The organism is Chroococcidiopsis sp. CCALA 051 (assembly GCF_003015105.1).
Classification (GTDB): Bacteria; Cyanobacteriota; Cyanobacteriia; order Cyanobacteriales; family Chroococcidiopsidaceae; genus Chroococcidiopsis; species Chroococcidiopsis thermalis.
This window is the reverse complement of the sequence record NZ_PYCI01000023.1, coordinates 15,492-38,565: the sequence shown is the minus strand read 5'-3', so window position 1 is coordinate 38,565 and position 23,074 is coordinate 15,492. Positions and strand designations below refer to the sequence as shown.

Genomic DNA, 23,074 nt, shown 5'->3' with positions numbered 1-23,074 from the left:
TCCAGCCACCAGCCACCAACCACCAGCCACCAGCCACCAGCCACCAACCACCAGCCACTAGCCACTTCCTACTCTCCCAATGAAACTACTGATCAGCAATGACGATGGCATTTACGCTCTTGGTGTCCGCACCCTTGCCAATACTTTAGCTGAGGCGGGACACGATGTATTTGTCGTCTGCCCCGATCGCGAGCGATCGGCAACCGGACATGGTTTGACCCTGCATCAACCAATCCGCGCCGAATCGATCGAATCGATTTTTCATCCCAAAATTAAAGCTTGGGCGTGTTCTGGCACTCCTTCTGACTGCGTGAAGTTGGCTTTATGGGCTTTACTCGACAGTCCCCCCGATTTAGTTCTGTCTGGCATCAATCAAGGGGCGAATCTAGGTACTGATATTTTGTATTCCGGTACGGTTTCCGCCGCAATGGAAGGGATCATCGAGCGCATCCCTAGTATTGCTTTTAGCCTTACTAGTTTCACCCATCAAGATTTTCAAGTCGCAGCTAACTTTGCTCGGTCTTTGGTTGCGCAGTTGGAACGGGAACCGCTACCACAATTGATTTTACTCAACGTTAACGTTCCTCCCGTGCCACAAGCAGAGATTACTGGAGTCACGTTCACTCGTCAGGGCATACGACGATATGTAGATGTCTTTGAAAAACGAGTCGATCCCCGTGGCAAAACTTATTACTGGCTGGCAGGGGAACTATTAGAAGAAGTGGAACCAGAACCGGATCTGCATTTGCCTCAAAACATTCCTACCGACGTGGATGCGATTCGCCAAAATTACATTACCGTCACGCCGTTGCAATATAACCTGACTTGTGCATCGGGTTTACGACAATTAAGTCAACGGCAAATCAATTTTCCATCTGGGTAGCGATCGGTAAGTCACGAGCGATTTACGGCAAGCAAATCATTTGTGCCAAAGTGTAGTTTGTGTCAAAATGTAAAGCGTGTGGATAACTGAATCTACTACTAACGCTCTAACTCCAACTGCTGTTGCCCTGGGAAATTTTGACGGTTTGCATCGCGGGCATCAGCAAGTGATTCAGCCTGTCGTGAAGAATTCGGAATTCGGAAGTCAGAATTCGGAATTAACGGCTTTCCATTCAACAGTGGTGACGTTTAACCCTCACCCGCAGGAGTTTTTTAGCGGACAGTCTCGCCAACTGCTGACACCACTACCAGAAAAAGTCCAGCAGTTATCCAATTGGGGGATCGAGCAGTTGGTATTGCTGCCTTTCAACCGAGAGCTAGCAGCTTTAAGCCCTGAAGATTTTGTCGAGCAAATATTAGTACAACAACTGCAAGCGAAAACGATTAGCATCGGACAAGATTTTCGCTTTGGCAAGCAGCGGAGCGGTACGGCAACAGATTTACAGGCGATCGCGGCTCGATTTGGTATTCCTGTGGCGATTTTGCCAAACTACAATTGTGAAGGCGAGAGGATTAGCAGTTCTGCGATTCGACAAGCATTAACTGAAGGCAATGTCAAACGCGCCGAGTTGTTATTGGCTCGTCCTTATACTCTTCAAGGTAAGGTCGTCAAAGGGCAGCAGTTAGGAAGAACCATTGGCTTTCCTACAGCTAACATTGAATTACCCGAAAATAAGTTTTTACCCCGCCTTGGTGTTTATGCCGTCAGGGTTTTAATAGAAGGTGAGAGACATGATGGACAAGGAAGACAAGGAAGACAAGGAAGACAAGGGGGAATATCAAACGATGAATTTACCTCTTGCCTTTTACCTCTAGCGTCTGGAGTGATGAATCTTGGCTATCGTCCTACTGTTAACGGAATTGGGCTAACGGTAGAAGTACATTTGTTTGATTGGTCGGGCGATCTTTATGGTAAAGCGATCGCCGTTCAATTAGAGGAATTTATCCGACCGGAAAAAAAGTTTGCTTCCCTGGATGAACTGAAAGCACAAATTGCAGCTGATTCCGCCAAGGCAAGAAATTTGCTATCACCAGATACCACACATGAAAAAGTAAATTGATTTATGGATGCGCTGTGTATTGTTGCTTAAGCTAGAAACCGGGAAAACAACCAAGGAGCGATCGCAACCCAGATGAGGATTAAGAGCCAAATTCGTCCTGCCAAAATGTTGTAGTCGCTCAGCAGCTTGCTCCATGAATGTCCAGCAACGAAGTGACCAAAAGTAAATTCAAAGATAACAGTAAGTCCCAGCCAGAGCAATCCAACGGCGATCGCCTGCTTGGGTGAATCAAAGCCCCACAGATGTGCGATCGCCCATATGTAAAGACCTAACAACAAGACACCAGTAGCAGTTGAAATTTGATGGGCGCGTAACTCACTGAAATATTTTCCGTATGTCACCTCCCGAATGAAACCATTGATAATGCCAAGAAATACCATAGGAATCCATGCCAGAATGTAGCGCCAAATCATGGCTTATTCCTCAAATGTGGCTTACTTCCATTGTAGAACTGAAGGATGGCGCTACATTACCTCACGCACCACGCACCACTCTCTACTGATAACTGGTCACTATAAAAGCCTGTGGTACAATGAAAAATCGCGGCATTTTATGACTAAAGAGTAAATCATGGCACTGACACAACAGCGCAAGCAAGAGCTTATTTCCGAATATCAAGTTCACGATACCGATACGGGATCGACTGAAGTGCAAATAGCAATGCTAACAGAGCGGATTAGCCGTCTCAGCGAGCATCTACGCAGCAATCAGAAAGACCACTCTTCCCGACGGGGTTTGTTAAAATTAATCGGACAGCGCAAGCGGCTGTTAAGCTTCTTGCAAAGCGAAGACAAACAAAAATATCAGAATTTATTAGCTCGTCTCGGTATCCGAGGTTAGAAAGGGTTGGAAACTATGGCAGCTGAAGAACCGCAAAAGCAAAGCGATCGCCTCCCGTTTGAACCTGCTAGGAAGCGCCAAAAACCCCCCAAGGTACAAGCCTCTGCGACTCAAGAAACCAAAGCACAACCGAACCGCAAGTTAACGAAGCGGGAAAAGGAAGAAATCGCTATTCCTAAAGTTGTTAGCAGTCGGATGGCACGGCGGATGGCGGCGTTTGCTGGGATACCAACATTTTTCGGGGTATCTACATTTTTTGTCAGCTACATAGTTGTGAGCAACGGCTGGTTGAGATTGCCTCCCATAGCCGTGTTGATGGTAAGCATGGGATGTTTTGGCTTAGGCGTGTTAGGAATTACCTACGGTATTCTCTCTGCTTCTTGGGATGAAGATAGAATCGGAGGCATCTGGGGCGGACAAGAGTTCCAGACTAACTGGGGGCGTATGGTAGAAGCTTGGCGAGCGAATCGGCAAAAGAATGTTTAACTAAAATGTCAGCCACCAACTTTTAGTACTTGACCTAACTTGAACGAGGCGAGTGGGTGAAAAGGAGACGAACAGGGCTTTTGCATGGCGATCGCACCACCTTTAACTTTTCATCCCTTCGTTATATAAAAATTTCATTTAAGTATTTATTTAGCGAGCAGCGAGTCGTGAGTGGTTAGTGACTGGTGGTTAGTTGTTAGACTCAACTCTTGTCACCAGCCACGCTTTCACTAGCCACTGATAACTGATAACTGAATAAGGAATTTGGCATGATTATTGTGATGAAAGTTGGTTCGCCACAAGAAGAGATCGATCGCATTAGTGAAGAAATGTGCGGTCGAGGGCTGACGCCTGAAAGAATTGTGGGGAAACATAAAGTTGTGATCGGATTAGTAGGGGAAACAGCCGCCCTCGATCCGTTGCAAATGCAAGAAATTAGTCCTTGGATCGAACAAGTTTTGCGAGTAGAACAACCATTTAAACGTGCGAGTTTAGAATTTCGTCACGGACAGCCTACGGAAGTCGTCATAGAAACGCCCGACGGAGCAGTTCACATCGGTCAAAATCATCCAGTGGTGACAATTGCGGGTCCCTGCTCGGTTGAAAATGAAGAGATGATCGTGGCTACGGCGCAGTATGTCAAAGCGTCAGGAGCTAAACTGTTGCGCGGTGGAGCGTACAAACCTCGGACATCTCCTTATGCTTTCCAAGGACATGGTGAAAGTGCTTTAGGCTTGCTGGCTGCGGCACGGGAGGCTACGGGCTTGGGCATCATTACTGAAGTAATGGACGCGGAAGATTTGGACAAGATTGTAGAAGTCGCCGATGTCGTCCAAGTTGGGGCGCGGAACATGCAAAATTTCTCGCTGTTGAAAAAAGTGGGAGCGCAACCCAAACCAGTTTTCTTAAAACGAGGGATGTCAGCCACAATTGAAGAATGGTTGATGGCAGCTGAATATATCATGGCTGCGGGGAATCCCAACGTGATTTTATGCGAACGGGGTATTCGTACCTTCGATCGCCAGTATGCGCGAAATACCCTGGATTTATCAGTTATTCCCGTATTGCGATCGCTGACTCACCTACCAATCGCGATCGATCCCAGCCACGGCACGGGAAGGGCAGAATACGTACCATCAATGGCAATGGCGGCGATCGCGGCGGGTGCAGATTCGCTGATGATAGAAGTCCATCCAAACCCTGCTAAAGCCCTATCTGATGGACCTCAATCCCTCACACCGCAAAGATTCGATCGCCTCATGCAAGAACTCAGCGTTATTGGCAGAGCAGTAGGGCGCTGGCAGCCGCCAGTTGTTGCTTTGACATAACTTAGGGCTGGCAACGCCCATCCCCAAAATTCGTCAGGGCGCACATCTGTGCGCCCCTACCGCAGATAAATTTAACGTCTAGCGTCTTCTACTACCGAAAGAACTCCGGCTGCGGCTACCACTACCGAAAGAACCCCGGCTGCGACTACCACTACCAAAACTACCAGAAGATGGTCTTCTGTATGTGGAGTTACGATTGCCCGATGGGCGCAGAATGTTAGTACCGTAACCCGATCCAGTGGGACGGTTAGTCGTGCGTGCGGGTGTGCGTACCGTGCTACCCGAAGGAGTTCTAATTCTACCAGTAGTACGGAAGGTTTGTCTGTTTCTAACTGCTGCTGGGGCTGCGTTGTAACGGGTGCGATAGCTGCTTACGGCGCGATCGTATGTATTGCCATAACCGCCATAGCCTCTGAGAACGCTTACCCCTGGTTGATAGACGGGTGGAACGTAGTACTGAGGTCTAAATAGCAAACTACCGATCGCCTGACCAGCAATATTACCCGCTAAGGCTCCAGCAAATGGTGTCCAGAAACTCGTTTCTCGGCGGACAACTACAGCTTCTTGCTGTCCTGTTTGCGGATTTGTCTGCGTTTCCGTTACGTTATGGACGTACTGAATCCGAAAATCTTCAGTTAGATATAAAGCTGGCTGTCCGTTTTCTACTTTCAAATAACTCTTTTGACCTGCTTTAATTTGTTCGTCGGTCAGCCGTGCCATTTGTAAGTTTTGAGTATTGTAAACCGGGGGCGTGCCAGGAGGGGTATTGAGTAAGACTAAACTATATGTCCCATCAACATCATTATATTCAGCCTGCTGTACGGGATACTCACCATCGGCGAGCTGGGTAGAAACGTTTTCTCGCGTGGCTACATTCCTAGTAGCTTGGGGATTATTCGCTTCATTTGGTCCTCCACAAGCTACAGTTGTCCAGCATAAAGTTAAGGTTAAAAACAAGATTGTGAATTTACGCAACATGGAGCAATCCACTTGAATTGAGCTTTCATCATAACTCTAGCAAGTTCAGATGCAAGGGAATTCCTCCGCTAGCTAGGAACTTTTTGCCCCTTGAAGCGATCGCACCTATCTCTTTTTACTCAAGTAGAGTAGGCTAAAAACTTTAGTAGATAATACTTTCACGCACTGGCGATCGCCTTTCTAGCCATAAGTTACCACCTACTCAATCAAGCCATGTTCTAGGGCAAACCGAACTAATTCAGTACGGCTATTTGTACCAGTTTTGCTAAAAAGGCGGCTGACGTATTTCTCTACGTTACGGACGCTCGTTTGCAGGCGGCGAGCGATTTCTTTGTTCATCAATCCTTCTGTCACCAAATTTAAGACGCTTTGTTCTCGCGGGGTTAGATCGATTTTTATTGGGGCGGGAGTCGTATTAATTGCACTACGCTGAGTTAGCATTGCCTTAATTTGAGCGATTTGATTGGCTAATTCAGCGATGTCGGGGGCTTCACCTTCTGCTAAGGGTTGACTGACGGGGCGACGGTCTAATAAGTTTTCAACAATTGCCACCAACTCATCGGGATCGAAAGGCTTGGGAATATAAGCATCTACACCAGAGTTGTAGCCCTGAATGCGATCGGTTGTCATCCCTTTAGCAGTCAAAAATACCACTGGTAGGCGTTTGAAGCGGGGATCTTCGCGCATTTGCTTCAGAAATTGATAGCCGTCTACCTGGGGCATCATGATATCTGAAATCACCAAGTCAGGAGTATTTTGCTGCAATAAATCCCAACCTTCGCGGGCATTACTTGCAACCTGCACGGCAAAACCGCTTTCTTCTAAGTAGTCCTTGACGGCTTCCCGCAGTCCAGGTTCATCATCGACTAGTAAAAGACGTGGTGACATTCCAATTCTTGCATTTGATATTTAGTACCACTTTAGCGGATTTTAGACTGCTCCCTCATCTGTTCTCTAGCCCTCAGTTTCTGCTAAATATCGCTCTAAGTCTTCGCTGATGCGAGTGAGTTCGGCTTCGCTAGTTAAGCGAATGTTACTATCTTTGACGGTTAGCAGAACCTTTGCCGCAAAGGGACTCGCCCAAATATTAGGATTACAAAATACTTCAAGAAAAACTTCTCCCATGTGGCGATATTCCATCGGAGGTTGAGGAGTGGCTTTGCCAATCGGTGTACTTTTGACTGCAACTGCTTTGAGACGATCCATCAACTGAGCGATCGCAGCCTGTAATTCCCGTGCTGCCGTTGGCGAAAAGCTGAAGGAAACCGAGCCTTCAACTAAATTTAAGGTTAATTGTGTAGGAGTCACGATCGGGTAATTAAAATTTGATTCTATCAGTTAACAGTTATCAGTTATCCGTGGATAGCGGCTAGTGGCTGGTGGCTAGATGCTTCTGACTTGCAACTTGCGACTGCAAAGGAGCAACTTACGACTTGATAGCTGCTCCGCAATTCTTTCGTCCTTCCTTCGTCTCTCGGGAGCTATTTTGATTTATCCCTAATAAGAACATTTTTCAAAACAATCCGAAAAAATCTAGAATTAACTGCTAATTCTATTCATTAAGTATACAGTTTACCAATTTTTTTTATTGTCTCAATTCTATATAAAAACCACAAACTAAAAGATTATTTCCTATAATTCAATTGTTTGTGACTCCGAATTTGGTATTTAAAATTCAGCTTTTTTAGATATGATTTTAGACAATCGTTCTGTAGTTCGTAAGGTTTTACTGATAACTTTATTGCTCAACTTATTTGTGATGACGTTGAAAGCCACAATAGGTTGGTGGACGGGTTCGCTCAGTTTATTAGCCGATGCCTTGCATAGCATCACGGATAGCGCCAATAACGTTTTGGGATTAATTACCAGCCGCTTTTCTTCTCCCAGACCAGATCGAGATCATCCCTACGGGCATCAAAAATTTGAAGCTGTAGGAGCTTTAGGTATAGCTGCCTTTTTGGGCATTGCTTGCTTTGAAATTTTACAAGGAGCGATCGAGCGAATTTTTAGTGGGCTTCAGCCAGTAAAAATTACTGAATCAGAGTTGTGGTTGCTACTGATTGTCTTGGGAGTGAATATTTTCGTGACCTTTTACGAACGTCGCGAGGGTCAAAGGGTAGGCAGTCCGATTTTGATTGCCGATGCTAAACACACTATGAGCGATGTCTGGGTGACGATTACCGTGTTAGTAGGATTGATTGGTATTTGGCAGGGACGAGTTTTAAATCTGCCTCAACTCCAATGGTTAGACATAATTTTGGCATTTCCCGTAGCCTTATTAGTGTTTTGGAGTGGTTGGCAGGTGATTAGAGAAAATTTACCTTGGTTGGTCGATGAAATCGCGATCGCCCCCGAAGCAATCCACGCGATCGCCTTATCCGTACCTGGGGTAGTTAACTGTCACGATATCGCCTCCCGTGGTTTACTAGGGCGACAAGTCTTTATTGAAATGCACTTAATTGTCGATGCTGTTGATGTGGATACTGCCCATCGGATCACTGAAGCCGTAGAAGCCAAGCTGGAAGAGAAATTTAGCCCCGTGCGGGTTTTAATTCACGTTGAGCCACCTGAATACAAGTCAAACAGTATTAGCTTTGATTCGGCATCTTAGGGAGCAGCGATCGGTTGTCACTGTAGAGACGTTACATGTAACGTCTCTACACAGTTATCAGCGAGCGGTAGTAACTTCTTCTCACGCATCACGCATCACTTTTTTTACCAACACTAGCAACCAACTACGATTACAGCCAATTATCGTAATTGAATTTAATTCACGATTCTGAAAAGCTCTACTTATTAAAGCGGTGCGATCGCTGTTAGATTTAGCCTTAGAATCGGAGCTAAACAACAATCTTTTTCAATAAGCCAGACTGATTGTTGTAATAGTATGTAAAAGTTGACTTTACCCTGAGAGAATTTAAACCATATCATTCAAGTTGGGGAATAACAACGTATCGTAGGTTAAAAATGGGTGATTTGAGCTAATAAGTAAAACTAGACAATAGCAGTCTTTTATTATCTAGTAATTTTGTATTGCCATGTGTCAATTAAGACCACAAAAAACAACTACTTAAGAGCAAATAAGATGGAATGGTATGGGAAATGATAACCGTGTAGCAGTGCGGAAGGTATTGCTCGTTACCCTACTGCTGAATTTGAGTGTGACAATACTCAAAGCAATCCTGGCTTGGTGGACTGGTTCTCTCAGCTTGTTTTCGGATGCTTTACATAGCGTGACAGATAGTAGTAACAACATTTTGGGGCTAGTTGCCAATAACCTATCTTCACCAGAACCGGATCGCGATCATCCTTACGGACATCAAAAATTTGAAGCGATAGGAGCTTTGGGAATCGCGGGTTTTATTAGCATTGCAGGTTTTGAAATTTTACAAACAGCTATAGAGCGAATGCTTAAAGGTGCAGAGTTAGTTAAGGTTTCTGCACCAGAATTGTGGTTGTTGCTGATCGTATTGGGCGTGAATATTTTTCTTGCCTATTACGAGGATGGTGAAGGACAACGATTGGGCAGTCCGATTTTGATTGCTGATGCCAAACATACGATGAGCGATGGGTGGATTACGCTCACGGTATTGACGGGATTAATTGGCGTTTGGCAGGGACAGGAATCGGGTATTCCTCTACTACCGTGGCTTGATGTAATTTTGGCTTTTCCCGTCGCTTTTTTAGTATTTAGCAGTAGCTGGGAAGTTCTGAAAGAAAATTTACCTTGGTTAGTCGATGAAATCGCGATCGCGCCTGAAGAAATTCACGCGATCGCCATGTCCGTACCTGGAGTCATCAACTGTCACGATATCGCCTCCCGTGGCGTAGTCGGTCGGCAAGTTTTTATCGAGATGCATTTAGTCATCTACTCTTCTGACATCGAAACCGCCCACTACATAGCCGAAGAAGTAGAAGCACGGTTACGAGACCGATACGGTTCGGTCAGAGTCGCTATCCGCGTCGAACCGCACAATTGCCAATCCGACCAAATTAGCTACGAGTCAGCAACAGAGTGATTTGCAGTTCCTCCCAACTCTTGTACGGGCGGGTTTAGCCAACGATTCACCGCTGGCGACCCGAAATTTTCCCTCAAAACCCGCCCCTACGACAACTGACAACCGCTCACTCCCAAGTAGCAACAGGACGTAGGATCTCAGGAATTTTTTCTTGAGTCGGGGGAAATTCGAGGATGGTTTCTCGCAAACCGAGATAACCCGATTCACTGAAGGATAGTAGCATTCGCGTCAGAGCAAACCAAACTTCTGATTCATATTCCCAATCGCGATCGCGCACCGATCTACCAGCAATAGAACGCAGCGCCCAGAAATAGCTGTTGCGAACCACAGAACCGCCTTTTTTATAAGTCGGTACGTCCTCGCGGTGGAGAAACAGGACTGTATCCTCAATTTTTGCTCTCATAGTACAAAGTAGGGTGGGCATTGCCCACCCTACATTTATGGTTTATTCAAAAACATTCTAGCTAGCAGAAGACAGCATCAATTCTTTCGCTTCTACTTTGGTGACTTGGACTTGACCGTCAGCATCAACATCAACTAAAGCTGTGTCGCCATCGTTAATGCGACCGGATAACATAGCTTCGGCTAAAGAATCTTCCAACAGCCGCATCATTGCTCTACGTAACGGTCTAGCACCGTAGCTGGGATTGTAGCCTTCATCGACAACTTTATCTTTAAAACGCTCTGTCACTTTCAAGGTAATAGAACGCTCGGTCAAGCGGCTAGAGATCTCTTGAAGCATGATGTCAGCAATTTGCTTGACTTCATTCTTGTTGAGTTGACGGAAGACGATAATCTCATCAAGGCGGTTGAGAAACTCAGGACGGAAATGTTGCTTGAGTTCTTCTTGGACTAAGTTGCGAACGCGATCGTATTGTGCGTCAGCGCGATCGCCACCCAATTCAAACCCAATCCCACCGCCACCTTTTTCAATGACTCTCGAACCAATATTAGAGGTGAGAATAATCAGCGTGTTTTTAAAGTCTACCGTGCGCCCCTTGGCATCAGTCAAACGACCGTCATCCATGATTTGCAACAGCATGTTAAACACGTCGGGGTGTGCTTTCTCAATTTCATCGAATAGCAACACTGTGTATGGTTTGCGGCGCACGGCTTCCGTTAGTTGTCCACCTTCGTCGTAGCCAACGTAACCAGGAGGCGAACCGATGAGCTTAGAAACAGTATGCCGTTCCATGAATTCCGACATATCCAAGCGAATCATCGCTTCTTCAGAGCCGAAGAAGTATGCAGCAAGGGATTTGGCTAACTCCGTCTTACCTACACCAGTAGGACCAGAAAAGATAAAGCTAGCGATCGGACGGTCGGGATTCTTCAATCCAACTCGCGCTCTACGGATAGCTTTAGAAACAGCTGTAACAGCTTCTTCTTGTCCGATTAGACGCTGGTGCAGAGTATCTTCTAAGTGCAACAGCAACTCTGATTCGGATTCCGTCAGCTTGCTGACTGGTACGCCCGTCCAAGCAGCGACAATTTGAGCAATGTCTTCTTCGTCTACTACAGGAACGCTAGCGTTTTCGATTTCTTGCTTTCTATTTTCAGCGATCGCCTTTAACTGTTGCTCGATTTCCAACTCGCGATCGCGTAATTTACCAGCATTGTCAAAATCTTGTGCCGAGACTGCGGCTTCTTTCTCTTTCGTGACCTGCACCAATTCTTGCTTGAGTGCTTGGGTTTCGGGAGACTGCTTCGAGTTGCGGAAGCGGACGCGAGAACCTGCTTCATCGATCAAATCGATCGCCTTATCGGGTAAGAAGCGATCGCTAATGTAGCGATCGGACAGTTGAGCAGCAGCAGCCAAAGCTAGATCTGACATTTTAACTTTGTGGTGTTGCTCGTAGCGATCGCGCAATCCAAACAAAATCTCGATTGTCTCGACAACACTAGGTTCATCTACCATCACTGGCTGAAAACGCCTTTCTAGTGCTGCATCCCGTTCGATGTGCTTGCGGTACTCATCAAGGGTAGTAGCTCCCATGCACTGCAACTCGCCTCTAGCTAAGGCAGGTTTGAGCATATTTGCCGCATCGATTCCGCCTTCGACACCACCTACGCCAATTAAAGTATGGATTTCGTCGATAAATAGGATAACACTGCTATTCGATCGCACTTCATCCAAAACAGATTTGATCCGCTCTTCAAAGTCACCGCGATAGCGAGTTCCGGCAACTAACGAACCCATGTCAAGACTGTATAGCTGCTTGTCTATGAGAGTATCAGGTACGTCGTTGTTAGCAATGCGCTGCGCTAAGCCTTCCGCGATCGCGGTTTTACCAACACCAGGTTCGCCAATCAATACGGGGTTATTCTTCGTGCGCCGACCTAAAATTTGCACGGCTCGTTGAACTTCTTTTTCACGACCGACGACAGGATCTAGCTTACCTTCCGCCGCTAGCTTCGTTAAATTCGTCCCAAACTCATCCAACGTCGAAGTTTTACTGGGGGCTGTGCCAAAACCCTTGCGTCCTTGTCTACCAGCACTAGCAACAGTTGCAACTTCACCCAACTTGCGAATCGTGTTACCACGGGCTTCGTCTAGATCGACCCCCAAGTTTTGCAAGACTTTTCCAGCGACACCTTCTCCCTCTTGGAGCAAACCTAACAACACGTGTTCTGGACCGATGTAATTATGCCCCAAAGTGCGTGCTTCTGTGAAAGCTTGCTCGAATACGCGCTTGACTTTTGGTGTAAAGGGAATTTCAGCCATCGCTGGACGATTTCCTCTACCGATAATTTTTTCCACTTCGGCGCGGGCTGCTTGAAGGGTCACTCCCAGCTCGGTTAATACTTTTGCTGCAATTCCCGTGCCTTCTCCAATCAAGCCTAATAAAATTTGCTCGGTTCCTACCAAATTGTGACCCAGGCGACGTGCTTCTTCCTGGGCAAGCATAACTGCTTTAATTGCTTTATCAGTGAAATGCTCAAACATAACGGGCTTTCCTCTACCGAGCTGTTTGAAAAGGTGAAGAGGTTTTCACTTTCACCCTCTCTACATAAACTTTTATGTAGTTTCTTCCGTTAATGTATCCTTCCCAAGTACAACTCTGCATTGGTAATAGCCGTAATGCCAAAGGCGTAGTAGCCACCCTGATAAGGAGCGAGGAGTGAGGAGTGAGAGGAAGGAGGAGACTAGGGGGACAAGGGGGACAAGGGAGACTAGGGGGACAAGGAAGCAGGTGTGCAAAGAAAGAATCCCGCATCCACGCATCCAAAATCTAAAATTCCCTTACTCCTCGCTCCTGACTCCTCGCCCCTTATTTCTAACAAAGCGGTATTTTCACCATAAAGATCGTGCCGACTCCGACTTCGCTTTTCACGTAAATTTGACCGCCGTGAGCATCGACAGATTTTTTGACAATAGCAAGCCCCAATCCCGTACCAGAGATATTACCGACGTTGCTAGCTCTGTGGAAAGAATGGAAGAGTCGATCGCGATCGCCCATCGGAATGCCGATGCCTTCGTCTTGAATTCGGAAGATTGCTGCTCCTTCCCTTGAAATAATGTCGAAATAAATACTTCCACCATTAGGTGAATACTTAATTGCATTAGAGAGTAAATTTCCTAGTACCTGTCGCAACAGCTTTTCATCCATACAAGCATTGATAATCTCTCCCTGCGTGCGCAGAAGAATTTTATGAGCGGTGGTTGTGATTTGTATCCCTTCAACCAGTTCGCGGCAAAATTCGATCGGATCTATGGATGATGGATTGAATTCGAGTTTACCTGCGTCTGCTTTGCCAATTAAGAGGACATCATCCAGCAAACCAGTCATGTGTTTGACAGCGGTAATGATGCGTTGAAAATGATGGCGTTTTTTCTCTTCTGTCCACTTGGAACTGTAATCTTCTAATAACTCTGCTGAAGATAAAATAGTCGTTAATGGCGTGCGGAATTCGTGGGATGCCATCGTGACGAAGCGAGATTTGAGTTCGTTCAGTTCTTTTTCTCTTGCTAGGGCTTGTCTAATTTCTGCTTCTGCTCCTTTTCGTTCGGTGATGTCGCGCACGATCGCCATTACTTCGTCTTCTTCGCTTAAAGCAATTCGTGCTTCGTAATCTCGCGATTGCTCTGCTATTGTCAATCTATATTCATATATTTGAATTTCACCAGTACCGATCGCTTGCTCGACACATTCTACTAATGGTCGAGCGATCTCTGGTACAAATAGGTCAGAGAGTTTTTTGCCAACTGGCTCAGTGTGAGAAGCAATCAGCCAATCATCCTTTGCTGCTTTGTAGTTGAGGAGAGTGCCATCTTGACTGAGGCGAAACATGGAGTCGGGAATTGCATTCAGCAGGGCGCGATTGGTAGCGACACTGGAACGCAAAGCCTCTTCTACCCTCTGTCGTTCGGTAATTTCTCTGCGTAGTTGCTCGTTGGCTAATCTTAATTCTGCCGTGCGCTGTTCTACTCTCAGCTCTAGTTCGTCGTATGCTTGTTGTAATAAAGTTTCTACCCGCTTGCGCTCTGTAATATCTCGGATGATAGCTAGTACTTCGCGATCGCCGCTAACAACGATGCGTGCTTCTTCCACGCGAATTCTATCGTTAACCTGTAGTTGGTACTCAAAAAGCTGGGGTTTACCTGTCTCTAAAGCAGCATGGACGTAGCGCATTCTTTGTTCGGCGACTTCCATTGGTAACACGTCGTACTCGTTCTTACCAATCATTTGACTGCTGGTGGCAGAAAACTCGCTGTCTTTAGCTGGTATGTAGTCCAGATACGTTCCATCCGCACCGATCCGCAAGATCAAGTCGGGGATTGCCTTGAGCAAAGCCCGGTTTTTAGTTTCGCTTTCTCGCAGTGCTAGCTCGGTGTGCTTGCGCGCGGTAATATCGACGATATAGCTTCTGACCAGCTCATTTTCAGGTAAGTAGTGGACGGATTGCTCGAAAATTTTGTCAAGAACTTCTATTTCACGAACAAAAAACGTGTCGCGATCGTCTTGTACTCTTTCTACAATTCCAGCCATAATTGAATGCTGGAGTTTCACTTCCCGCAGATCGGGAAATTGAGCCACAGCAGCGGGGTTAATGTAAGTAATATCGCCAGTGAGATCGAACTCTAAGATTGGATTTGATATGAGTTCGGGAAAGGAAGCCAAGCGAACGAGTACTGACTCTTTAGAATTAGCAAACTCAATATTTTCAACAATTTGCGTGGGTGGGCTGTGATGGGAGCTAGAATTTAGTCCACTAGAATCAGATTCGCGATCGCTATTGCAGTAGTAAGTAGCACTTACATCTCCGGCAAATTCAATTTCATCGCCATGTTTGAGGTCGTGCGAGAAACAAGATTTTTTATTGATGCGAATGCCATTCGTGCTGGGCTTGCCTTGTAAATTACCGTCAATGATGCGAAAAAAATGGTTGGCAGTACCAGGAGTTGTGACGCGCAACAAGATCGCGTGCTGGCGAGAGACAAGCTTAGACTGCAATACAATCGAGTTAGAAGAGTCACGCCCCAGAGTGCAGGTGGCAGCCTCCAAAACGACTACGCGCTTACCTGCGTTATCTTCGATCTCCAGCCAATGCTGAGTTTGCTGTGGTTCTTTCTCTGGCACTGTTTTAAGGCAGCATATCTATAAATTGTTATTCATAGTCTGCCCATTTTTAGCGAGAAAAATGCAAACTTATGGGTAAGGGAAGGACAAGTTACAAGTTACAAGGCACAAGTCATAAGTCATTTTTCCTGTTCCCTGCTCCCTGCTCCCTGCTCCCTAAAAACTGTTATCGTTTCGTAGGAGGTTCTTCACCCTCCACATACATTGGTGGTTCGATCGCGAAGTTATCAAGCCTTCCAGACTCATCAACAACATAACCATCTGTGGTCGTAAAGCCCTCGCCCTCTTCCTCTTCCTGTTGCTTAAAGGCTTCGAGTTGTTGTTTGCTCTGTTCGGTTGGAGTATTAGCTGGAATCACCGCATCAGGTGCATTAACCGCTGTAGTTTGAGCGGTTTGTACGCCAATGTGGTCGTTTCCTGGCGCACCTCTACCAGGTTCGGCTGCTCTTGGGTCTTCTTGTTGTGTCGGACTCACAGCAGCTTCGGGTTCCCGCGAGTCTTCTTTTGGTGGTCTGGCTGGATCGTTAATCATATTTTTTACCCTCCAAATTTTCGTTGCGATCGCGGTAGAGGCGTTACATGTAACGTCTCTACTATTGTTCGCGTTTTTATGAAGATATCTGAATTTGCTTTGGCTTTGTCTCTTTCGCGAGAATTAAAGTGCCAAAGCACAGGGTAGAGATTACGTTGTAGAGACGTTAAATGTAGAGACGTTGCATGTAACCTCTCTACATTTAAGGCAAAATTTTCTCTAGCCACTCGGTAAAACTGGGAATCGTCCAGTGGCGAAAATCGCCTTCGACTTTGTCGTAGCCTGTAATCGGGGCAAAGACGTTGTTAGGTGCATCTTCTGACTTCACTTCCTTAGTACGTTGTCCTTGAAAACCTACCAGTACCAGAAGAGTATCTACTAGAGATGGTGATAGCCGTTGCAGCAGATCTAGGACTCTACCTACATCTCCTACAATGTAGTCACGGGTGGGATGTTCGGCAGCGTAGAGGATGGCATCGGCAACCAGGCTCGGCTGGTAGTAAGGAGGTATACCCGTGGGTTTTACTCCCAGTTTGGTTTTGACTTTGTTGTAGTAGGGAGTATTGATCACAGCAGGTAGGATACTGGTGACGCTGATAGGGATGTTTTCGTGTTGTAATTCGACGCGCAGAGATTCGAGAAAGCCTTCTAAGCCGTGCTTAGCTGACGAATAAGGACTTTGCAAAGGGAGCGATCGCCTACCTTCTAATGAAGAAATATGAATTAGCGCCCCCCGTCCTTCTTGCTTTAAATATGGTAGAGCTGCCATTGCGCCATACACTTGTCCCATCAATACAACGTCAATGACACGTTTGAATTCTTCTGGCGTAATTTGTTCAAACGGGGCAAGAATACCTGTAGCAGCCGCATGAACCCAAGTATCGAGTCTGCCGTAGGTTGCTACTGCTTTATCTGCGATCGCTTTGACTTGTTGAAAGTCGCTAACATCCGCCAGAATATAAGTCGCCTCCCCTTTTGCCGCTTCGATTTCTTCTACTAAGGAGAGCAACCCTGGTTCGCTACGGGCTGCCACGATAACTTTTGCACCTTTTGCAGCAAACTTTAATGCTGTTTCTCTTCCAATTCCACTAGATGCACCAACAATTGCCACAACTTGTTGCGCGATCGGCTTGAGTTTTGTCACTGTGTCTCCTTTATATGACTCGTTTTTCCGCTCAAATCCATCGAAGCTAGGAAAAATATCGAGTTTAAATTATTAATCTTGAACTTTTATTAATTAATGTAATTAAGTTCGAGAAGTGAGACATCAGCCGAAAGATTGGTTGCGATCGACCGTTATTCAAACTCTTGAGAATGCATTAACTTTCTGACATCACTCTAAGGGAGGAAATATCGTATTTTATATTTAATAAATCTATTTAAAGAACGACTTCCAACTTTTTATTTAACCTTCTGCTCTAATGAGAACTCTATCATTTTCGCATTAAATAATTTTGCTTTGTTTATCGTTTTGTATTTTACTATTTTCAAGCAGCACGTAATAGTGTAGTTGCGCTATTGATATTGCATAAGATCCCGCTCAAAATTTACTTTATTTTAATAAAATTTTCGTGTGGATGCCCAGATGGGGCATTGTTTTTTCTCAATAAAAAAAGTTTACTGAAACTATCTAATAGTTACTAATTTTTTACTCGATACCTGTGCAGATGTTCAAGTATTTCCGCAGTAAGAAATAGTAATTTATGAATTACTAAATGAGGAAGCGATTGTGAGGAAACAACTAAGCGCATTGATGCTAGCTCTGACAATTTTACCATTAATTAGTCAGCCAGTTTTCGCCCACGTTATCTGGGTAATCAAGGGCGAAAAGCAAGGAGAGTACGAAGTTTTATACGGACATCCAGAGGAGGATAAACCAGAAGCATACGATTCAATCAAATTTCAAGAAGCTACGGCTTACAATAGTTATGGATTTCCTCAGCCGCTAGAAGTTAAAAGAAAATATGAAGGTGTAACCCTAGTTTCCCCAGGAGATATTGCTGTCATTACTGCCGTCAATAACAACGGTTACTTCATTGTTTCTAATGACGATGAATACACAAATGTTTTCCGACCAGATGCTTTAGCAGCTAACAACGAAGCGACTGAAGTTACTCACACATACAAATACACCAAATCTTTTTTCCAGCCTACGGGTTTAGCCACCCAACCATTTGGAATGAAAATGGAAATTGTACCTTTGCAAGAGCCGTTTGATGTTGGTGCAGGTGGCTCATTGCGCGTGCAAGTCTTGTTTGAAGGCAAACCCGTAACAGATGTAACTGTAGAATATGAAGGGAAAGAAGTACCAGTAAACGATCGCGGTATTGCTACAATTACTCTGACACAGAAAGACATACAAATTGTTGAAGCAGAGTATAGAGTTCCTTCTACCGACGATCCAGCTACAGATGAAATTGCTTACGCTGCCTCGCTAGCAATTCAGAAGAAATAAATAGAGTGGTGGGCAATGCCCACCCTACGCTTGAACTTTACTTCTAAAATCTTGTGCGATCGCAAGTTATTTATACAAATACAATATTTCACATTTCTATAGTATAAAACAGTAAATAGAGGGTTATTGGTTGTTAGTTAATGATTATTAGTCATCGATAACTGATAACTGATAACTGATAACTGATAACTGATAACTGTTCTATGCGAGCAATGATACTAGAGGCACAGGGTAAACTGCTACGAGTAGCAGAACGACCAATACCACAGCCTAATTCGCAACAAGTGCTGATTCGGGTTCGGGCTTGCGGTGTCTGTCGCACTGACTTGCATATCGTTGATGGAGAATTAACGCAACCCAAACTTCCCCTCATACTGGGACATCAAATTGTTGGTACCGTTGCTGCTGTAGGGGAACAGGTGCAACAATTTCAAATCGGTAATCGCGTCGGCGTTCCGTGGCTAGGGCATACTTGTAACTGCTGTCGTTATTGCCTGAGTGGACGCGAAAACTTATGCGACTACGCCCAGTTTACGGGATATCAAATTGATGGTGGTTATGCCGAATATGCTGTAGCCGATGCCCAATTCTGCTTTCCTATTCCTGAAGGCTATCCCGACTTGCAAGCTGCACCGCTGTTGTGTGCCGGACTCATCGGTTATCGCTCCTATAGAATGGCAGAGGACGCAGAAAAAATTGGTTTTTATGGTTTTGGTGCAGCCGCCCATATTTTGATTCAACTCGCTCGCTACCAAGGGCGAGAAGTGTATGCTTTTACTCGTGCGGGAGACGTAAAAGGGCAGGAATTTGCTCTAAATTTAGGTGCTGTCTGGGCTGGATGTTCAGAAGATTTACCACCAGTCCCTTTAGATGCAGCAATTATTTTTGCCCCGATTGGTTCTTTGGTTCCGACTGCTTTACGTGCGGTGGTTAAGGGGGGTGTGGTTGTCTGTGCGGGAATTCACATGAGTAATATTCCTGCCTTTCCTTATGAAATTTTATGGGAAGAAAGAGTATTGCGATCCGTTGCTAATTTGACGCGCCGTGATGGGGAAGAATTTCTGGCTTTAGCTCCGCAGGTGCCAATTCGGACTGAAGTCCAGCCTTTTCCCTTAGTGCAAGCAAATGAAGCTTTAGATGCCCTGCGTAGCGGCAAAATTAACGGAGCTGCTGTAATTGTAGTGGAATAACAGTTTTGACGGCAAACACACCCAACCGATTACGGTTCACCCTATAACCACCAAGCCTTGAGTTCACTACATTAGACACAGTGAAAGCATACAGCAGCTATGTTAGGGGTTGAACAGTGGCAAACGGCATGACAAGCTACAAGCGCAAGCGACAAGCTCGATCGCAAACCAACCGTCCTTACACTTGTTCGGCAAACCACCCTTCATCAAGTAGCTACCCACAATCAGTATATAGATCAGTACAAAAAGACAAAAACATTGTATTGAAGCTGGAGCGCTGCTAGTTCAACTTTTAGCTGTAGTGTATTCAATCGTTTTTAGTAGTTAGTGTTAGGGAGCCAGAACCTCCGATGGCAAAAGTAGTTGGAATTGACTTAGGTACGACAAACTCTTGCGTGGCAGTGATGGAAGGTGGTAAGCCTACTGTAATTGCCAACGCTGAGGGATTTCGCACAACGCCTTCTGTAGTAGCTTATGCCAAGAATGGCGATCGCTTGGTGGGTCAAATCGCTAAGCGTCAAGCGGTGATGAACCCAGAGAATACTTTTTACTCTGTCAAGCGTTTCATCGGACGCAAACATGAGGAAGTCACCCACGAAACCACTGAAGTGTCCTACAAAGTCTTGCGGGATAGCAGTGGTAATGTCAAACTCGATTGTCCTGCGGCTGGCAAGCAGTTTGCTCCAGAAGAAATTTCCGCTCAAGTCCTGCGCAAGCTGGTAGAAGATGCTAGCAAGTATCTCGGCGAAACGGTGACTCAAGCGGTTATCACCGTACCTGCTTACTTCAACGACTCTCAGCGTCAAGCTACCAAAGACGCTGGTAAAATCGCTGGGATCGAAGTACTGCGGATTATCAACGAGCCTACTGCTGCTTCGCTTGCCTACGGATTTGACAAAAAGAGCAACGAAACCATCTTAGTGTTTGACTTGGGTGGTGGTACGTTTGACGTATCGATTCTAGAGGTAGGCGATGGCGTATTTGAGGTACTAGCCACTTCTGGAGATACTCACTTAGGTGGTGACGACTTCGACAAGAAAATTGTTGATTACCTAGCTGAAGAATTTAGAAGAACTGAAGGCATCGACCTGCGTAAAGACAGACAAGCACTGCAACGCTTAACCGAAGCCGCAGAAAAAGCCAAGATCGAGCTATCTAGCGTCACTCAAGCAGAAATCAACCTGCCATTTATCACCGCAACCCAGGATGGTCCAAAACACCTGGATATGACGCTCACCCGTGCTAAGTTTGAAGAACTCTGCTCGGACTTGATCGATCGCTGTCGCGTTCCTGTAGAAAATGCGATGCGCGATGCCAAGCTAGACAAGAGTGCTATCAATGAAGTTGTCTTAGTTGGTGGTTCTACCCGTATTCCTGCCGTACAAGAAGTTGTCAAGCGGGTTTTGGGTAGAGATCCTAACCAAAGCGTCAACCCTGATGAAGTGGTAGCAGTTGGTGCAGCGATCCAAGCTGGCGTACTAGCAGGTGACGTTACAGGCATTCTGTTGCTAGACGTATCGCCGCTGTCGCTGGGTGTAGAAACCCTTGGTGGTGTGATGACAAGGATCATTCCTCGCAACACCACGATTCCTACCAAGAAATCAGAAGTCTTCTCCACCGCTGTAGACGGTCAAACGAATGTAGAAATTCACGTTCTACAAGGCGAACGGGAGATGTCCAATGACAATAAGAGCTTGGGAACCTTCCGTTTAGATGGCATTCCTCCCGCACCCCGTGGCGTACCGCAAATCGAAGTTACTTTCGATATTGACGCTAACGGTATCCTCAACGTTACCGCAAAGGATAAGGGTAGCGGTAAGGAGCAGTCAATCAGCATCACTGGCGCTTCTACTCTCGATAAGAATGAAGTCGAGCGCATGGTGACGGAAGCTGAAAGAAACGCCTCGACTGACAAAGACCGCCGCGAGAAAGTCGATCGCAAGAACCAAGCTGACTCTCTGTCATACCAAGCCGAGAAGCAGTTGAAAGACTTGGGTGATAAAGTTCCAGCGAGCGATCGCACTAAGGTTGAAGGTTTAATTAAAGACCTGCGGGAAGCCGTCAACAAAGAAGATGACGAAGCGATCCAACGGGTAATGCCAGAACTGCAACAAACACTCTACGCGATCGGTACTAACCTCTATCAACAAGCTGGTGGTGCTGCGCCTGGTGGAGCCGATCCTGGTGCTGGCGAAGGTGGTTCTACCTCCGCACCTGGTGGCGACGACGTAATCGACGCTGACTTCACCGAAAGCAAGTAAACAAGTCAAAAGTTAAAAGTCAAAAGTCAAAATAATCGATCGTCCCCATACTAGTATCGAGCTAGGTGGGGATTTTTTATCTTGTGGTAATTGGTAATTGGTAGTTGCAACTGATAACTTTGTACAGACGTTACATGTAACGTCTCTACACTGACAACTGGTCACTGGTCACTGTTATGTCTTACCCTCAAGCACCCTGGACGCTTCAAGGCTACGCCTATCAAACTCTGCAACTTTTGGAGTGCGATCGCGTGCGTCCCCTAATTCCTTCAGAATTAAATCTTGTTTCTGTCTTTCCTGGAAAAACCGTTGGCGGTGTCTATTTATCTAACTATGGTGCTGGTTCCGTGCTGGAATACAGCGAGTTAATCGTTGTTGCTGGTTTTGTCAGCTATGGTGGAGAAATTGGCGGTTGGGTTTCTCACATTTATGTAGATAACCCTGATTCTGTAGCGGGTGGTCGCGAGATTTGGGGATTACCAAAGGAAATAGCTGATTTTACCTGGACAGACCGTAACGTGACTGTGAGGCAAGGCGATCGCATTCTTTGCTGTCTGAAGTACCATCAGCAGAACTTTGGTCTGCCAATACCCTTGGGTGCATCTAGCTTTAGTAGTCTAAACTCTAATCTACTCCTGTTTCCCGCTCAATTAAAGGCTCGTTTAGGATTAGTGAGTTCCCAATTAGAAATTCCCCCAGAAAGTCCTTTTGGGGGATTAAATCTCGGTCAACCTTGGTTGACAGTTCATGCTGACCAAATGGAATTGACAGTTGGTCAGCCTTCTATTGTGGGGCAAAGAGATTTAGAATTTAACGTAGTGTGACGAGAGATAACATGTAAAGACACAAGATTTTGCGTCTTTACATGGAGCATTAATAATCGTATCGGCTGAAACTCTTCCTGTCTACTGCTTCATTTTTCTTGAGCAGTATTCTTTTATCAGTTCGGGAATAAATCGGAATTATCTTTGTAAAATTTTGTGTTTTTGCCTGCTCTTGTTTGGTTGCCAAAAGTGTTTCAACTTTTAGCAAAACTTCATCTAAATCTATTGGCTTGCGAATGAAGCCGTCAATTTTGACCTTTCTTGGGTCTAATTGGGGCAAAGTGTCATAAGCCGTAACTAGCACGATCGAGACTGAAGGTTGATTTTGCGAGATCCACTGCGCGACTTCATATCCATCGATGTTTGGCATCATTACATCTAATAAAACCAAATCTGGTGGATTTGCTTCGATTTTTGCAATGGCTTTATATCCACAGTCTGTGGTATCAACCTCATACCCCTCTGCTTCTAATATTGTTGCCAAAAGCAAACAGTTGTCGAGCAAGTCATCGACAATCAGAACTTGCTTTTTTCTAGAATCAAGCTGGCAGAATAGGTCTTTCATAATTTTAATGA

Annotated in this window: 21 protein-coding genes; 11 read left to right on the top strand and 10 right to left on the bottom strand. The window is 45.6% G+C overall.

The window, feature by feature from the left end; genetic code table 11:
* The first annotated feature begins 79 nt into the window (after positions 1 to 79).
* Both surE and C7Y66_RS07900 read left to right on the top strand, forming a co-directional pair.
* The gene (gene surE / locus C7Y66_RS07905; protein WP_106545135.1) at positions 80 to 883 is read left to right on the top strand and encodes a 5'/3'-nucleotidase SurE; all 804 of its coding nucleotides are present in this window, start codon (positions 80 to 82) and stop codon (positions 881 to 883) included.
* A 76-nt stretch (positions 884 to 959) separates the two neighbouring features.
* Positions 960 to 2,003, top strand: coding sequence for a bifunctional riboflavin kinase/FAD synthetase (locus tag C7Y66_RS07900; protein WP_106545134.1), 1,044 nt, complete (start codon positions 960 to 962; stop codon positions 2,001 to 2,003).
* 26 nt (positions 2,004 to 2,029) lie between these two features.
* On the opposite strand, the gene C7Y66_RS07895 is transcribed toward C7Y66_RS07900, so the two are convergent.
* On the bottom strand, positions 2,030 to 2,416 hold the full coding sequence (locus tag C7Y66_RS07895) for a hypothetical protein (protein ID WP_106545133.1): 387 nt from the start codon (positions 2,414 to 2,416) through the stop codon (positions 2,030 to 2,032).
* Positions 2,417 to 2,573: 157 nt separating this feature from the next.
* Here C7Y66_RS07895 and rpsO point away from each other — a divergent pair, with 157 nt between their 5' ends.
* The 3 genes from rpsO (at position 2,574) to aroF (ending at position 4,657) form a co-directional block, all read left to right on the top strand.
* Entirely contained in the window at positions 2,574 to 2,843 is a 270-nt protein-coding gene (gene rpsO, locus C7Y66_RS07890; protein ID WP_015154123.1) for a 30S ribosomal protein S15, read from the top strand.
* 15 nt (positions 2,844 to 2,858) lie between these two features.
* Positions 2,859 to 3,329, top strand: a complete 471-nt coding sequence (locus C7Y66_RS07885; protein WP_015154124.1) for a PAM68 family protein — start codon at positions 2,859 to 2,861, stop codon at positions 3,327 to 3,329.
* Positions 3,330 to 3,598: 269 nt separating this feature from the next.
* On the top strand, positions 3,599 to 4,657 hold the full coding sequence (gene aroF, locus C7Y66_RS07880) for a 3-deoxy-7-phosphoheptulonate synthase (RefSeq protein WP_106545132.1): 1,059 nt from the start codon (positions 3,599 to 3,601) through the stop codon (positions 4,655 to 4,657).
* A gap of 78 nt (positions 4,658 to 4,735) precedes the next feature.
* Here aroF and C7Y66_RS07875 read toward each other — a convergent pair whose 3' ends face one another.
* The 3 genes from C7Y66_RS07875 to C7Y66_RS07865 form a co-directional block, all read right to left on the bottom strand.
* Entirely contained in the window at positions 4,736 to 5,635 is a 900-nt protein-coding gene (locus tag C7Y66_RS07875) for a hypothetical protein (RefSeq protein WP_199197303.1), read from the bottom strand.
* Between the two features lie 198 nt (positions 5,636 to 5,833).
* Positions 5,834 to 6,523 (bottom strand): response regulator transcription factor, encoded by a 690-nt coding sequence (locus C7Y66_RS07870; RefSeq protein WP_015154127.1) that lies wholly within the window; start codon positions 6,521 to 6,523, stop codon positions 5,834 to 5,836.
* Between the two features lie 66 nt (positions 6,524 to 6,589).
* Complete coding sequence (locus C7Y66_RS07865) at positions 6,590 to 6,943, bottom strand: hypothetical protein (RefSeq protein ID WP_106545130.1); 354 nt, start codon at positions 6,941 to 6,943, stop codon at positions 6,590 to 6,592.
* A gap of 382 nt (positions 6,944 to 7,325) precedes the next feature.
* On the opposite strand from C7Y66_RS07865, the gene C7Y66_RS07860 reads away from it, so the two are divergent.
* Positions 7,326 to 8,246, top strand: coding sequence for a cation diffusion facilitator family transporter (locus C7Y66_RS07860; RefSeq protein WP_106545129.1), 921 nt, complete (start codon positions 7,326 to 7,328; stop codon positions 8,244 to 8,246).
* Positions 8,247 to 8,730: 484 nt separating this feature from the next.
* The gene (locus C7Y66_RS07855; protein WP_106545128.1) at positions 8,731 to 9,654 is read left to right on the top strand and encodes a cation diffusion facilitator family transporter; all 924 of its coding nucleotides are present in this window, start codon (positions 8,731 to 8,733) and stop codon (positions 9,652 to 9,654) included.
* A gap of 106 nt (positions 9,655 to 9,760) precedes the next feature.
* Here C7Y66_RS07855 and C7Y66_RS07850 read toward each other — a convergent pair whose 3' ends face one another.
* The 5 genes from C7Y66_RS07850 to C7Y66_RS07830 all read right to left on the bottom strand — a co-directional run bounded on the left by C7Y66_RS07850 (position 9,761) and on the right by C7Y66_RS07830 (position 16,912).
* Positions 9,761 to 10,057: a hypothetical protein gene (locus C7Y66_RS07850; RefSeq protein ID WP_106545127.1), complete on the bottom strand. Its 297-nt coding sequence runs from the start codon at positions 10,055 to 10,057 to the stop codon at positions 9,761 to 9,763.
* A 57-nt stretch (positions 10,058 to 10,114) separates the two neighbouring features.
* Positions 10,115 to 12,601: an ATP-dependent Clp protease ATP-binding subunit gene (locus C7Y66_RS07845; protein ID WP_106545126.1), complete on the bottom strand. Its 2,487-nt coding sequence runs from the start codon at positions 12,599 to 12,601 to the stop codon at positions 10,115 to 10,117.
* A 331-nt stretch (positions 12,602 to 12,932) separates the two neighbouring features.
* On the bottom strand, positions 12,933 to 15,236 hold the full coding sequence (locus C7Y66_RS07840) for an ATP-binding protein (RefSeq protein ID WP_199197301.1): 2,304 nt from the start codon (positions 15,234 to 15,236) through the stop codon (positions 12,933 to 12,935).
* 166 nt (positions 15,237 to 15,402) lie between these two features.
* Positions 15,403 to 15,768 (bottom strand): hypothetical protein, encoded by a 366-nt coding sequence (locus tag C7Y66_RS07835; protein WP_106545124.1) that lies wholly within the window; start codon positions 15,766 to 15,768, stop codon positions 15,403 to 15,405.
* 202 nt (positions 15,769 to 15,970) lie between these two features.
* Positions 15,971 to 16,912: an SDR family oxidoreductase gene (locus C7Y66_RS07830; RefSeq protein ID WP_015154135.1), complete on the bottom strand. Its 942-nt coding sequence runs from the start codon at positions 16,910 to 16,912 to the stop codon at positions 15,971 to 15,973.
* 585 nt (positions 16,913 to 17,497) lie between these two features.
* Between C7Y66_RS07830 and C7Y66_RS07825 the strand changes: the two genes are divergently transcribed.
* The 4 genes from C7Y66_RS07825 to C7Y66_RS07810 all read left to right on the top strand — a co-directional run bounded on the left by C7Y66_RS07825 (position 17,498) and on the right by C7Y66_RS07810 (position 22,498).
* Positions 17,498 to 18,223: a DUF4198 domain-containing protein gene (locus tag C7Y66_RS07825; protein WP_106545123.1), complete on the top strand. Its 726-nt coding sequence runs from the start codon at positions 17,498 to 17,500 to the stop codon at positions 18,221 to 18,223.
* 203 nt (positions 18,224 to 18,426) lie between these two features.
* The gene (locus C7Y66_RS07820; protein WP_106545122.1) at positions 18,427 to 19,413 is read left to right on the top strand and encodes a zinc-dependent alcohol dehydrogenase family protein; all 987 of its coding nucleotides are present in this window, start codon (positions 18,427 to 18,429) and stop codon (positions 19,411 to 19,413) included.
* A 350-nt stretch (positions 19,414 to 19,763) separates the two neighbouring features.
* Positions 19,764 to 21,674 (top strand): molecular chaperone DnaK, encoded by a 1,911-nt coding sequence (gene dnaK / locus C7Y66_RS07815; protein ID WP_015154138.1) that lies wholly within the window; start codon positions 19,764 to 19,766, stop codon positions 21,672 to 21,674.
* 176 nt (positions 21,675 to 21,850) lie between these two features.
* Entirely contained in the window at positions 21,851 to 22,498 is a 648-nt protein-coding gene (locus C7Y66_RS07810; RefSeq protein WP_106216027.1) for an acetoacetate decarboxylase family protein, read from the top strand.
* Positions 22,499 to 22,547: 49 nt separating this feature from the next.
* Here C7Y66_RS07810 and C7Y66_RS07805 read toward each other — a convergent pair whose 3' ends face one another.
* A complete protein-coding gene (locus tag C7Y66_RS07805; protein ID WP_015154140.1) occupies positions 22,548 to 23,063 on the bottom strand; it encodes a response regulator transcription factor in 516 nt (171 codons plus the stop codon).
* Positions 23,064 to 23,074 lie beyond the last annotated feature (11 nt).